Source organism: Vibrio sp. 1069, from assembly GCF_033340555.1.
Map to the genome: position 1 here is coordinate 65,098 of NZ_JAWOWP010000004.1, position 13,470 is coordinate 78,567.

General features: G+C 46.0%; 11 protein-coding genes. 5 read left to right on the forward strand and 6 right to left on the reverse strand.

The annotated features are described in order from the left end of the window. Positions 1-86: 86 nt before the first annotated feature. Positions 87-668: a DUF4124 domain-containing protein gene (locus R7040_RS08245; RefSeq protein WP_064353518.1), complete on the reverse strand. Its 582-nt coding sequence runs from the start codon at positions 666-668 to the stop codon at positions 87-89. Between the two features lie 195 nt (positions 669-863). Continuing rightward, a complete protein-coding gene (glnA, locus tag R7040_RS08250; RefSeq protein WP_005379275.1) occupies positions 864-2,273 on the reverse strand; it encodes a glutamate--ammonia ligase in 1,410 nt (469 codons plus the stop codon). 530 nt (positions 2,274-2,803) lie between these two features. On the opposite strand from glnA, the gene typA reads away from it, so the two are divergent. Both typA and R7040_RS08260 read left to right on the forward strand, forming a co-directional pair. Further along, positions 2,804-4,633 (forward strand): translational GTPase TypA, encoded by a 1,830-nt coding sequence (gene typA, locus R7040_RS08255; protein ID WP_005379276.1) that lies wholly within the window; start codon positions 2,804-2,806, stop codon positions 4,631-4,633. 72 nt (positions 4,634-4,705) lie between these two features. Next, a complete protein-coding gene (locus tag R7040_RS08260; protein WP_005382971.1) occupies positions 4,706-5,248 on the forward strand; it encodes an AAA family ATPase in 543 nt (180 codons plus the stop codon). A gap of 31 nt (positions 5,249-5,279) precedes the next feature. Here the strand turns inward: R7040_RS08260 and R7040_RS08265 are convergent, their stop codons facing one another. Further along, entirely contained in the window at positions 5,280-5,921 is a 642-nt protein-coding gene (locus R7040_RS08265) for a DUF2959 domain-containing protein (protein ID WP_005382972.1), read from the reverse strand. Between the two features lie 34 nt (positions 5,922-5,955). On the opposite strand from R7040_RS08265, the gene R7040_RS08270 reads away from it, so the two are divergent. The 3 genes from R7040_RS08270 (at position 5,956) to R7040_RS08280 (ending at position 8,330) form a co-directional block, all read left to right on the forward strand. Then, positions 5,956-6,900 (forward strand): virulence factor BrkB family protein, encoded by a 945-nt coding sequence (locus tag R7040_RS08270; RefSeq protein WP_005379281.1) that lies wholly within the window; start codon positions 5,956-5,958, stop codon positions 6,898-6,900. Next, the gene (gene dtd, locus R7040_RS08275) at positions 6,872-7,306 is read left to right on the forward strand and encodes a D-aminoacyl-tRNA deacylase (RefSeq protein ID WP_005379282.1); all 435 of its coding nucleotides are present in this window, start codon (positions 6,872-6,874) and stop codon (positions 7,304-7,306) included. Before R7040_RS08270 ends, dtd begins: the two co-directional genes overlap by 29 nt. Positions 7,307-7,412: 106 nt before the next feature. Beyond that, positions 7,413-8,330, forward strand: coding sequence for a bifunctional GNAT family N-acetyltransferase/hotdog fold thioesterase (locus R7040_RS08280; RefSeq protein WP_005379283.1), 918 nt, complete (start codon positions 7,413-7,415; stop codon positions 8,328-8,330). Here the strand turns inward: R7040_RS08280 and R7040_RS08285 are convergent. The 3 genes from R7040_RS08285 to hslO all read right to left on the reverse strand — a co-directional run bounded on the left by R7040_RS08285 (position 8,316) and on the right by hslO (position 13,467). Then, positions 8,316-10,436, reverse strand: coding sequence for an AsmA family protein (locus R7040_RS08285; RefSeq protein ID WP_064353519.1), 2,121 nt, complete (start codon positions 10,434-10,436; stop codon positions 8,316-8,318). The two genes, R7040_RS08280 and R7040_RS08285, sit on opposite strands and share 15 nt — an antisense overlap. Before the next feature lie 190 nt (positions 10,437-10,626). Continuing rightward, complete coding sequence (gene pckA, locus R7040_RS08290; RefSeq protein WP_005379288.1) at positions 10,627-12,255, reverse strand: phosphoenolpyruvate carboxykinase (ATP); 1,629 nt, start codon at positions 12,253-12,255, stop codon at positions 10,627-10,629. A 336-nt stretch (positions 12,256-12,591) separates the two neighbouring features. After that, on the reverse strand, positions 12,592-13,467 hold the full coding sequence (gene hslO, locus R7040_RS08295) for an Hsp33 family molecular chaperone HslO (RefSeq protein ID WP_005379290.1): 876 nt from the start codon (positions 13,465-13,467) through the stop codon (positions 12,592-12,594). Between the last annotated feature and the right edge of the window lie 3 nt (positions 13,468-13,470).

The following is a 13,470-nucleotide window of genomic DNA, read 5'->3' on the forward strand; positions in this document are numbered from 1 at the left end:
TGCAATTGAACGTTAAGTATGGCGAATAAATCTTAGAAGAAAAAGTGAAAAGCATCGCTGTGATGTGATTTTTTTCACCAGATATTCTATTTTGCCCCTTTTACGGTCGGCTTAACACTTGCTCTATGTAAATGCACCGTTATAGGGCTAGTAGATGCAATAAGCTTGCCGCTTCTTTTCGCGTGCACAGCAAGTGTGTGAGTGCCTCGGTCAATATTGTTTAACTGCCACACTATATGGTTTTGTGGTGCACCATAAGGTTTTCCATCGAGTAACAATTGCAATTGCTCACCGATACCAAGCTTGCGATTGGTTTCTAATTGAATATTGATGATGCCTCGATTGCTGCGGATGGTCTCGTTGTGCTTGGGAGTCAGCATCGAGAGTTGTAATGGGAGAGGCTTCTCGGTTGTTTTCTCTGGCTTGTTTTGTGATGCAGTAGATGGCGTAGTCTGAGGTGCGAGCGATTCAGTACTTTCTACCTCAGGAGCTGGTGCGCTGGCTTCAAGGTTTGGCAGTGCGATCGCTTTTGCTCCTTTGTTTGGCGTATCACTAAAGTGAACCACGCCATTTTCATCTACCCACGTATACGCGACCTGCGCGAAGGCGATAGAGGCGATTAACAATCCGCTGAGTGCACACAGTGATGGAATAAGCTGAACTTTCATTGCTCACCTTCTCTTGTTCGATGATTTCACGTTTCAATGGCTTAGCTCTTTGACCTGTAAGGAAAAATTCTAAGTGTATTTTTATTATCCTCTCATGTTAAACGTCGAAGCTTGACTGGCGAATACAAAAAAGGCCCGCCTGCGAGGCGAGCCTAATATTTTATTGCTGTGTTTACATTTTACACAGTGTCGACCTTACACAGAGTAGTAAAGTTCGAACTCAACAGGGTGAGTTGTCATGTTCACACGCTCTACGTCCTGAGACTTAAGGTCGATGTATGAATCGATGAAGTCGTCAGAGAATACGCCGCCCGCTGTTAAGAACTCACGATCAGCATCTAGCTCTGCTAGCGCGTCTTTTAGTGAGTATGCAACAGTTGGGATTTCTGCTGCTTCTTCAGCTGGAAGATCGTAAAGGTCTTTATCCATCGCTTCGCCTGGGTGGATCTTATTCTTGATACCGTCAAGACCAGCCATAAGCATTGCTGCGAAACATAGGTATGGGTTCGCCGCTGGGTCACCGAAACGAACTTCGATACGACGTGCTTTCGGGCTTGGTACCACTGGGATACGGATTGAAGCAGAGCGGTTACGCGCTGAGTAAGCTAGCATTACTGGTGCTTCGAAGCCTGGTACAAGACGTTTGTACGAGTTGGTTGATGGGTTAGCGAATGCGTTGATTGCACGAGCGTGTTTGATGATACCACCGATGTAGTAAAGCGCCATTTCAGATAGACCGCCGTACTTGTCACCAGCAAATAGGTTTACGCCATCTTTTGCTAGAGACTGGTGAACGTGCATACCGCTGCCGTTGTCGCCAACAAGTGGTTTAGGCATAAACGTCGCTGTTTTACCAAACGCGTGAGCAACGTTGTGTACAACGTACTTGTAGATTTGGATTTCGTCAGCTTTGGTTGTTAGCGTGTTGAAACGAGTTGCGATTTCGTTTTGACCCGCCGTTGCCACTTCGTGGTGGTGCGCTTCAACAACAAGACCCATTTCTTCCATTACTAGACACATAGCAGAACGGATGTCTTGAGATGAATCTACTGGAGCTACTGGGAAGTAACCACCTTTAACGCCTGGACGGTGACCTTTGTTACCTTCTTCGTAGTCAGAACCTGTGTTCCATGCCGCTTCTACGTCGTCGATTTTGAAGAAAGAGCCTGACATGTCTGTCGAGAACTTCACGTCATCAAATAGGAAGAATTCTGGCTCAGGACCGATAAGTACAGTATCTGCAACACCAGTAGAACGCATGAAGTCTTCAGCGCGTTTTGCGATAGAGCGTGGGTCACGGTCGTAGCCTTGCATTGTTGCAGGCTCTAAGATGTCACAACGGATATTTAGTGTTGCGTCTTCCGTGAATGGGTCAAGCACAGCAGAAGATGCGTCAGGCATCATTACCATGTCTGATTCGTTGATACCTTTCCAGCCAGCAACTGATGAACCATCGAACATTTTACCTTCTTCGAAGAAGTCTGCGTCGATTTGGTGAGCAGGGATCGAAATGTGCTGCTCTTTACCTTTTGTATCAGTGAAGCGTAGGTCAACAAACTTAACTTCGTTTTCTTGGATCAGCGATAGAACGTTTTCTACTGACATCTTGGATAACCTCCAGTGTTAATAAGCGGTAAAAGCTCGATTTATGAATTATTCATGAAACCTGGCATTGATTAATCAATTTGACTTTTCATTAATCGATGCTGTTTTAACTAAAGCCAAAACCGTGCCAAAAAAAATATTCCATTAATTTCAAGCAATTGTGTTTTTGAATGCTAGTTTGGTGCAGTTGCTTGCACCAAAATGATCTTTGATTGCACTATTATGGTGCTAAAAATCATTGTTGCACCATAATGTGACAGGTACATTGCGTATTCAGCCCAGTTTTTGAGCAAGAGTCAATTTGAATTATGCATCGATTAGAATAAAGTTGCGTTTAATCAATTCGTTCTGAGGAAGAAAATGGGCATTAAGCGTAAAAATCGCAGAAATGCTCGGGAGTAGATCACATATTTCTAGGCTTTTTGCTAAAATCTGGTACATTATGGCCGTTTTTTTAATCAGCAAATGTCGCCAGAGAGCACCCGTTCTCAGCGTGGGGGCATTTCATCTATCTAAGTGAATCAATATCCATGGCTACTCCACAGATTGATAAATTAAGAAATATCGCGATCATCGCGCACGTTGACCACGGTAAAACCACGTTGGTTGACAAGCTGCTACAACAATCAGGCACGCTTGAGTCTCGCGGTGAAGCTGAAGAGCGAGTCATGGACTCGAACGACATCGAGAAAGAGCGCGGTATTACCATTCTTGCTAAAAACACAGCAATCGACTGGAACGATTACCGTATCAACATCGTAGATACTCCGGGACACGCGGACTTCGGTGGTGAAGTTGAGCGTATCATGTCGATGGTAGACTCTGTACTACTTATCGTTGACGCAGTTGATGGTCCAATGCCTCAAACGCGTTTCGTAACACAAAAAGCATTTGCTCACGGTTTAAAACCAATCGTTGTAATCAACAAGATTGACCGCCCTGGTGCACGTCCTGATTGGGTTATGGACCAAGTGTTCGATCTATTTGACAACCTAGGTGCAACTGATGACCAGCTAGACTTTAAAGTAGTTTACGCATCTGCACTTAACGGTTGGGCTTCTCTAGAAGAAGGCGAAACTGGCGAGAACATGGAACCACTATTCCAAACTATCGTTGATGTTGTTGACGCGCCAAATGTTGACCTTGATGGTCCACTACAGATGCAAGTTTCTCAGCTAGACTACAGCTCTTACGTTGGTGTTATCGGCGTGGCTCGCGTAACTCGTGGTAGCGTTAAACCAAACCAGCAGGTAACCATTATTGGTGCTGACGGTAAAACTCGCAACGGTAAAGTGGGTACAGTAATGGGCTACCTTGGCCTAGAGCGTCACGAAGTGGAACAAGCTAACGCGGGTGATATCATCGCAATCACTGGTCTTGGCGAGCTGAAAATTTCTGACACTATCTGTGCACAAAACGCAGTAGAAGCATTACCACCATTGTCTGTTGATGAACCAACAGTAACAATGACGTTCCAAGTAAACACGTCTCCATTCGCGGGTAAAGAAGGTAAGTTCGTAACGTCACGTAACATCCTTGAGCGTCTTGAGAAGGAACTGGTACACAACGTTGCACTACGCGTTGAGCAAACAGACGATCCAGATAAATTCCGCGTATCAGGTCGTGGTGAACTTCACCTTTCTATCCTGATCGAAAACATGCGTCGTGAAGGCTTCGAGCTAGCAGTATCTCGTCCAGAAGTAATCATCAAAGAAGAAGATGGTCAGTTGATGGAACCGTTCGAAACGGTAACTATCGACGTAATGGAAGAGCACCAAGGCGGCATCATGGAGAACATCGGCTTACGTAAAGGTGAGCTGAAAGACATGTCTCCAGACGGTAAAGGTCGTGTGCGTATGGACTTCGTTATGCCATCACGTGGTCTGATCGGTTTCCAAACGGAATTCATGACACTGACTTCAGGTTCAGGTCTTCTTTACCATACGTTTGATCACTACGGCCCTCACAAAGGCGGTAACATCGGTCAACGTGTAAACGGTGTACTAATCGCGAACGCGATGGGTAAAGCGCTAACTAACGCACTGTTCAACCTTCAAGAGCGTGGTCGTCTATTTATCGGTCACGGTGTTGAAGTTTACGAAGGTATGGTTATCGGTATTCACAGCCGTGACAACGACCTAACGGTAAACGCACTGAAAGGTAAGCAGCTAACCAACGTTCGTGCATCAGGTACCGATGACGCACAGGTTCTTACTCCGCCAATCAAGATGACTCTTGAGCAAGCACTAGAATTCATCGATGACGACGAGCTAGTAGAAGTAACGCCTGAAAGCATCCGTATCCGTAAGAAGTTCCTAACGGAAAGCGACCGTAAGCGTGCTTCTCGTGGCGCGAAATAATTTTCGTTAAGCGATTCAATTAAGAAGAAGCCTCGAGTTATGCTCGGGGCTTTTTGTTTTCTGGAGTTGAATATGAACCCGATTATTATCACCGGTGGGCCTGGTGCGGGAAAAACAACACTGCTGAATGCGCTAGACGCGTGTGGTTACGCCACGTTTCCTGAAGGGTCTCGCGACTTGATTGAGCAGCAAAGCCAGTTAGAAAATGGTATTTTGCCGTGGACGAATTTACCTGAGTTTGCCAAGTTATGCCTTGGGTTGATGGACAAACAAAAGAGTGATGCGCGTTGTCATGATGTTGCGTTTGTTGATCGCGCCATCCCCGACATCATTGCATACCTACAAGTGGGCGGCTGTAAGGTTGACCAAGCTTTCTTAACCGAAAGCGCTGGGTACCATAGTCAGGTGTTTACTTGTCGACCTGAAGCATCCATTTACGTACAAGATGAAGTGCGTCCGCACAGCTTTGAAGAAGCATTGGAGATTCATCAGTCGTTAGTGAGTGTCTATACTGAGTTGGGTTATGAAGTGATAGAAGTACCATGGGGAACTGTGCCAGAGAGGGTAGGCTTTGTTCGAAGAGTCATCGGTTTACTCGGTAAGGTCGCCGACTAAAACCTCCTCGCTAGGAGGAGGTCTGAATCATTTACTTTTGATTGAGCTTTTGTAGGAATTTATCGGACTCTGCAATCGCTTCGTTCATTTGTTTGATCGCAAACTGAATGTCCTTCTCTAAGCTAGAGAACTCACCTTGCAAAGAACCAATCGCACTGGCGTTAAGGTTGTGTTTTAAGTACAGCGTGTTGTCACGTAGCGTATCCAGTACCGGTGTCATCTTTTTCTCTGCACGCTTCATAGCGCTAAGCATGGTTTTGTACGAGGCTTTGGTTTCACGTAGCTTTTGCTCGCTTGAACGACGCAGTTTCGCACTCGAGTACAGCTCTAGCTCATCTTGCCACTCATCAAACAGTGCGCCGGATACGTCTTCAATCGCAGCAATACGGTCACGTACGTCTTGAGCCGCTTTTTCGCTATCTTCGTATTTGTCATTGATGTTGTTGTAGACATTTTCTAGCTCACCACCATCAAAGTTGGTGATCGCAGACAAGGCTTCAAGTGCACTGGTGAATTCTTCTTGTGCATCTTGTTGAGATTCTTTGGCATCTTCGACGCGGTCGACCATAATATCTCGTTTATGATACCCAACCTGCTCCATTGCTGAGTAATAAGCAGATTGACACCCTGTTAAAGTGAAAATTGATAGTACAATTGCTAATAAATAAGGCATTCTTATGTCCTCGGCGCTAATTATGGGATGAACTATGAACCAGTTATCAGAGAGTTACAAGGCGAGATTAATCAATCTACTGCCAAGTTGCGTCGCGTTTTTTAAGTATCTTCTTAAGCGATTAACGCATGACCGTGTGAATGTGAACGCGGGCTATCTTGCCTACATTACCTTGTTATCCATCGTGCCAATGCTGACGGTATTGTTATCAATATTGTCGAAATTTCCCGTTTTTGCGAACGTTGGTGAGGTGCTGCAAGGCTACATTATTGAGAATTTTGTGCCAGCTTCTGGAGAAGCTGTACATACGGCATTACAGGAATTTGTGGCGAATACGGGCAAAATGAGCGCGGTTGGCGGTGGGTTTTTATTCATCGCAGCGGTCATGCTGATTTCCAACATTGATAAGAACTTAAACTACATTTGGCGAGTTAAAGACAAGCGCCGTTTAGTCTTTTCATTCTCTATGTATTGGATGGTACTCACGTTAGGGCCGATCATGGTCGGTGCGAGTATTGCGGCGACGTCGTACGTGACTTCGCTGCAAATTTTAGAGAACGAGACATTATCTGGTGCGTTTAATTTATTTCTGCGTTGGCTACCGTTGTTGCTGTCCTTTTTTGCTTTTCTTGGCTTGTATATTCTAGTGCCGAATAAAAAAGTACATCTCGCTCATGGTGCCATGGGGGCAGCAGTCGCCGCGATACTGTTCGAGTTGAGTAAAAAAGGCTTTGCACTCTACATCACTCAGTTTCCGTCTTATCAGCTCATCTACGGCGCGTTAGCGGCGATTCCTATCTTATTTGTTTGGGTGTATTTATGCTGGATGATCGTGTTATTGGGGGCGGAAGTTACAGCTGCGCTTGGTGAGCGAGAGCACTGGAGTGAAGATTTAGACATGATACACTCGACCGCTGAATCTCAGTTAACAGATGAAGGAAGCGAGAGTAGTGATAGCGCTAATTCAACGAGTCAGTGAAGCAGCCGTCCGTGTGGATGGTGAAGTCGTAGGAGAAATTGATCGTGGTCTGCTGGTCTTATTGGGCGTAGAGAAGGACGACGATGAAGCTAAAGCAAAGCGTTTAATGGAGCGTGTTACAACCTACCGTGTGTTCGAAGATGACGAAGGCAAGATGAACCTGAACGTTAAACAGGTGGAAGGTAAAGTGCTGGTGGTTTCTCAATTTACGCTGCCTGCGGATACAAAAAAAGGCACGCGAGCTGGCTTTTCTCGCGGTGCGCATCCTGTTGATGCAGAGCGCTTGTATGATTACTTTTCTGACTTGTGTGAAGAAGTCTTACCCACACAGCGTGGCCGCTTCGCTGCCGATATGAAAGTGTCCTTGGTGAATGACGGTCCAGTGACGTTTTGGTTGCAGGTCTAATCTGGTAACACAGGCGCCATAGTCTAAGCTTTAACTCCAAGCTCATGGAATTGGCTTGGAGTAATTTTTCCGACACTGATTAGTGTTGTGCTTTCAAAGGATTGATATGTTCAAACTCATTACTCCCAAAACCGATAATCAGATAAACAAGTATTATCAGTTTCGCTGGCAACTGCTTCGTGAGCCATGGCGTATGCCGATCGGCTCAGAGCGCGATGAATACGACGAAATGAGTCATCACCGCATGATTGTTGATGGTCGAGGTCGTCCTATGGCGATTGGCCGTTTATACATTACGCCGGACAATGATGGCCAGATCCGCTATATGGCGGTTAAAAATAATCGCCGTAGCAAAGGAATGGGTTCGCTGGTTTTGGTTGCACTAGAGTCGTTAGCGCGCCAAGAAGGAGCGAAACGCTTGGTGTGTAATGCCCGTGAAGATGCCATCGCCTTTTATGAAAAAAATGGCTTTGAGCGTCGAGGCGAGCTAACCGATGAGCGTGGCCCTGTGCGCCATCAGCAAATGGTGAAGCAACTGGATCCGATGGCCAATGTGTTACGTCGCCCTGAATGGTGTACTGAGCTTCAACAGCGCTGGGAGCAACAAATCCCAATTAGCGACAAAATGGGGATCAAAATTAACCAGTACACGGGTTACCAGTTTGAATGCTGTGCGCAGCTTAATCCTAACCTTAATCCGCATAACACCATGTTCGCCGGGTCAGCTTTTACCTTAGCAACCCTGACAGGGTGGGGGATGACGTGGCTGCTGCTTAAAGAGCGTGGGCTGCACGGTGATATTGTGTTGGCCGACAGCTCGATTCGTTATCGTCAACCAGTCGAACAAAACCCCGTGGCGAGTACTTCGTTGGATGGGATCAGTGGTGACCTAGACCGATTGGAGTCGGGACGCAAAGCACGCATCGTTATTCACGTAGTGATTTATAGTGGTGACACGCCAGCTGTGGATTTTGTCGGTACCTATATGCTGATACCGAACTACTCGCAGTTACTCAGTTGCTGATGGGTTAAGCGCCGACTGACCTGCTGGGCGCTTATCTGTTTCACCTTCTTGCTCTGTCGGTGAGAGGATTTGTTCTTCTGCTGCGGAATGCGTGTTGGGTACTTCATCTTCTTCGATAATTTCTTCGTAAAGCTCTTCCTCTTGAGTCTCCAAATTGATGTTATCAATCACGATTGGCTGCTTGATGGAAGGATCATTTTTCTGTGGAGTCTCAATATCAGTAGGCTCGGCCAGTTTTGATGCGTTCACGCACTCATTACGGTGGGTTTCACCACTTAGTAGATCGCCTTCAATGTTTCCGCACGACTCTTCCAATTGATAAGTAATGCCACTTAGCGGGTTGTTGGCCATATCAAATGTTCCCCAAACCTTACCACTTATGGCTTTTCCTGAGATGGTGACCGGCTTTATGGCAACTTCCCCTCGTTGCGCGCTTAAACGCAGTGGACTTAAGGTAATGGCTTTGAGCGAATGATCCGCTTGGGACTTCAAGCGGGTATCTCGGAGATTGGCTTCCACTTCACCCGATAAGCTGTAGGCCAGCATGTTGCGATCACCTGATAACCCTTGTAGATCGAGGCTGAGATCGGAAAAACCATCAATAGCCAGTGTGTCGGGTAAAAAATAATCGTGGAAGAGCGATAAGGGAATACCATCAGCATTGACGTTGAGCGCCCAAGGTTGGCTTGGGGTACTCAAATCTATCTGTCCGATGCCTTCTACGTAGCCTTGATCGAGTGGCGCAAAAAGGCGAGTCAATTGCCAAAAGCCATCTTTGCTTTGCATGGCAAGTGCTGCGTGAGACGTGAGTATTTGGTCATAGCTGGCGTTGACAACGCTGACTTCCAATTCGCCTTGCCAAAGGCCCCAACGTTGAGCCGACTGTTTAATATCAAGCTGTTGTCCTTCGATATTTAAACCGGAAAGTTGCCAATAAGGTTCGTGAGATAGCTGGATAATTTGGCTGCGCTCAATGTCGAGTCGTTCGATTGCAACATGCTCTAACTCGCTGGTGGCGGCGTGCCACCAATTTAGGTTGTCTTCTGGCTGTGTTGCCCACTTGAGGCCTTGAATAGAGGCTTCTTTGAGCTTCCATTGTGTTGGCGTGAACAATCCAGAAACTTGCACTCGACCTTGCTGCCAATCTAAACTGAGCTCGTTGAGCTGGATTACTCCTGGCTCGATAGCGGCACTCAAACGTGGCTCTATTGCGGTTTGCTGCTGGAATCGAACGCTATCCGCCTGCAATGACACTTGAGCTTTTGTCTTCCAGAGAGACAGTGGCAGTGTGGCGTTTTCCACAGAAAGATCCAAGTTCTGCCAGTGCCAGTCGCCCCATTCAATATCGGCGTTAAGCAAATCTAAGCTATTAATATGATTAATGTTAAATGGTAGATCGTGCCAAGGTTTTGCAAGCAGTGACTGGCGCTGCGTATTACTCAGTTTCAGCTTGTTGATGGTCACATTTACTAAAGACCAGCCTTGAGGATACTGCTCCCCTTGCCCAGATATTTGACTGTTACGCCAGTTAAAAGAGGTGCCATAAAGCGTACTGTCTTGCGGTTTGTAGTCTATATCGACTAAGACTTGATTAAAGGCTTCGCCATTCCAATAGAGTTGGTCAGCTGCAAGTTGAACTTCGCCATATGGTATTAATTGACCATTCCATTGTGGTGATTGAATTTGAAGGTCAATGCCATTGGCAGAGAACTGCTCGTCGGCGTAATCAATATTTTTGAGCGCGATTTGATGGAATAAAACGTTATCTAAAGGTGGGAGCTTTGGTGCGCCATACTGCAAGCTCATACCATCAATCAATAAACTATCAACGATCCATTTACCATCGCGATAAACATCGGGATTCATCCATAAATCGACTTGCTCGATGTAAGACGCATCGTCTCCGCTGGTGTTCACGCGTTGTAAAGTTAGGTGATAGGGAAAGCCATAACGCACGCTTTCGGCCCGGAAGGGAAGAGAAAAGGTGTTTGACAGCAAGCGCCAGGTTGCGTCCGCGTAAGATGTTGTTAGCAGCGCAATCGTAGCGGCTGGAATGGCAACTAAGATAACCAGTAACAGAAGTAGAACTCGACGCGCTGTTTTCATCTTTGCTAGAACCTACGTGTGTTATGAAATAAAACTAGATAGGCTTTAGCTTGTATCAATATTCTGTGGTATTCAATAAAAAGCCCCTCAAAAGAGGGGCTTGAAGCAATTTTTGTAACTTGGCCTACGTAAAGGTGATAAGTTAATGCCAACTTTTCACTGCGTTTACGCGACGTCGCTGTTACTCGATTTAATCAATCTGAGGACCAGCCGCAACCAGAGATTTACCTTCAGCGTTGTCTGTGTACTTATCAAAGTTATTGATAAAGCGCGCTGCTAAATCTTTCGCTTTGCTTTCCCACTGAAGTGGGTCAACGTACGTGTCGCGAGGGTCTAGAATGCTAGGATCCACACCTGGTAGTGACGTTGGTACTTCAAGGTTGAAGATTGGAATGTGCTTAGTTGGTGCTTCTTCAATCGAACCATCAAGAATGGCATCAATAATTCCGCGTGTATCTTGAATAGAGATACGTTTGCCAGTGCCGTTCCAACCAGTATTCACTAGGTAAGCCTCAGCGCCTGCTGCTTCCATGCGTTTAACCAGTACTTCTGCGTATTTAGTTGGGTGAAGCGTTAGGAACGCCGCGCCGAAACAAGCAGAGAAAGTTGGTGTTGGCTCAGTAATACCGCGCTCTGTTCCCGCTAGTTTGGCGGTAAAGCCAGACAGGAAGTGGTACTTAGTTTGCTCGGGTGTCAATTTAGATACTGGAGGCAGTACGCCAAATGCATCGGCTGATAGGAAGATCACTTTATTCGCGTGACCGCCTTTTGATACTGGCTTAACGATATTATCGATATGGTAGATAGGGTAAGAAACACGTGTGTTTTCTGTTTTCGAACCATCATCAAAGTCGATAGAGCCATCGCCACGTACTGTTACGTTTTCTAGCAGTGCATCACGACGAATTGCATTGTAGATGTCCGGCTCCGCTTCTTTCGAAAGTTTGATCGTTTTTGCGTAACAACCACCTTCGAAGTTGAAGACACCGTCATCATCCCAGCCGTGCTCATCATCACCAATTAGCGCACGTTTAGGATCAGTCGACAGGGTCGTTTTACCCGTACCAGATAGACCGAAGAATACCGCTACATCGCCATCTTTGCCCATGTTAGCGCTACAGTGCATTGATGCGATGTCTTTTAGTGGAAGGAAGTAGTTCATCATGGCGAACATACCTTTCTTCATTTCACCGCCGTACCAAGTACCACCGATAAGTTGCATGCGCTCAGTTAGGTTAAATACGGTGAAGTTTTCTGAGTTCAGGCCTTGCTCTTCCCATTTTGGATTAGTGCATTTTGCGCCATTCATTACCACGAAGTCTGGTTCAAATGTCGCTAACTCTTCTTCTGTCGGGCGAATAAACATGTTTTTAACGAAGTGCGCTTGCCATGCGACTTCTGTGATAACACGAATGCTCAAACGTGTATCTGGGTTTGCACCACAGTAACCGTCAACAACAAACAAGCGTTTGTTAGAAAGCTGGTTTGTGACCAGTTCTTTTAGCTCGTCCCACACTTCAGGAGTGATTGGCTTGTTATCATTTTTCACTTGATCAGACGTCCACCACATATGTTCTTCTGTCGTAGCGTCTTTGACGATGTATTTATCTTTTGGTGAGCGACCAGTAAAGATGCCAGTGTCAACGGCAACCGCACCTAGTTCAGTAACCACGCCGCGCTCATAACCGGTTAGGTCTTCACGCGTTTCTTCCTCAAACAACATTTCGTAGCTTGGGTTGCGAATAACCTCTTTTACGTTATGCAGTCCGTGCTTGGTTAGATCAAGTGTTGCAGCCTTAGTATGTTCCATAACGGTCATAGGTGCTCCTTATAAGGATTTTGTAGGGATTTTGTAAGAATGTTTTAATTTTAATCTGCTCACCATGCTAGCAACGGGGCGGGGAGAAAACAGGGAGATAGCTCAAAATTTACCCATGATTTCAATAAGGTTTTAGGTAACCCGTCACATATTGGTGGGAATAGTCTATCGTGCACGCAATCCTTTGCGCTAGGGCAAAATCATTATTAATTGTTTAAAATTAAGCAGTTGTTTTATTACGCTTGAGGCTAGTTATTACGAGGGGTTGATCACAAAAAGGCCAGCATTAAGCTGGCCTTTTGTAGGGTAAATTACGTGCTTGATAAGCTATGTAAATTAATGCAGGGTTTTCTTGTCCGTAGAAGCTTGTGCATACAGTTCAGTGACTTCAGATTCGTCGAACGTATAAGTTGTGCCACAGTAATCACAATGTAAAGAAACTGATCCAACTTCTGCCAAAATGTCATAAATTTCAGCTTTCTCAACGGTGATGATTGCGGCACCGCTACGCTCACGAGAACAGCCACAATGGAACTCGACAGGTTGCGGCTCGTACAGACGTACTTTGTCTTGGTTATATAGTCGATACAATAACTCGTTCGCTTCTAAACCAAACAATTCTTCATCTTTTACTGTGTCAGTGAGCTGCTCTAGATGTTCGAAATCATCTGGAGAGCCAGTGCCGTCAGGGATCACTTGAATCAACATACCTGCTGCGTGTGCTTTGCCTTCATGCTCACCAGTGCGGATCCATAGGCGCGTTTTTAACTGCTCTGAGTTTGCAAAGTAGCCTTCTAGCACTTCTGCTAAAGTGTCACCTTCTAGTCCAACGACGCCTTGGTAACGCTCGCCGTTTTTCGGTTCGATGGTGATCACAAGGTAGCCCTTACCCATTAGATCGTGAATGTTTGCGTCATCGGCAACATCGCCTTCCCAGCGAGCTACGCCACGAACACGTTGGTTATGGTCACCGTTGATAACGGCAAGAGACACAGGACCGTCGCCTTGTAGCTGGATGGTGATCGAACCTTCGAACTTAAGAGTGGCAGTTAAAAGAGTAGTTGAAACGAGTAGCTCACCCAGCAGTTTCTCTATTGCTGCCGGATATTCCTTGCTGGAGATAACACGTTGGTACGCTTCATCCAATTGTACCAACTCGCCACGTACTGAAAGATCTTCGAATAGGTAGCGGTTTAAAACATTATTTGCCATGGA

Bases quoted from the DNA above. Each gene is read 5' to 3' on its own strand.
- glnA (WP_005379275.1), bottom strand. From the start codon at position 2,273: ATGTCAGTAGAAAACGTTCTATCGCTGATCCAAGAAAACGAAGTTAAG.
- R7040_RS08285 (WP_064353519.1), bottom strand. From the start codon at position 10,436: ATGAAAACAGCGCGTCGAGTTCTACTTCTGTTACTGGTTATCTTAGTT.
- pckA (WP_005379288.1), bottom strand. From the start codon at position 12,255: ATGACCGTTATGGAACATACTAAGGCTGCAACACTTGATCTAACCAAG.
- R7040_RS08245 (WP_064353518.1), bottom strand. From the start codon at position 668: ATGAAAGTTCAGCTTATTCCATCACTGTGTGCACTCAGCGGATTGTTA.
- typA (WP_005379276.1), top strand. From the start codon at position 2,804: ATGGCTACTCCACAGATTGATAAATTAAGAAATATCGCGATCATCGCG.
- R7040_RS08270 (WP_005379281.1), top strand. From the start codon at position 5,956: ATGAACCAGTTATCAGAGAGTTACAAGGCGAGATTAATCAATCTACTG.
- R7040_RS08260 (WP_005382971.1), top strand. From the start codon at position 4,706: ATGAACCCGATTATTATCACCGGTGGGCCTGGTGCGGGAAAAACAACA.
- R7040_RS08280 (WP_005379283.1), top strand. From the start codon at position 7,413: ATGTTCAAACTCATTACTCCCAAAACCGATAATCAGATAAACAAGTAT.
- hslO (WP_005379290.1), bottom strand. From the start codon at position 13,467: ATGGCAAATAATGTTTTAAACCGCTACCTATTCGAAGATCTTTCAGTA.
- R7040_RS08265 (WP_005382972.1), bottom strand. From the start codon at position 5,921: ATGCCTTATTTATTAGCAATTGTACTATCAATTTTCACTTTAACAGGG.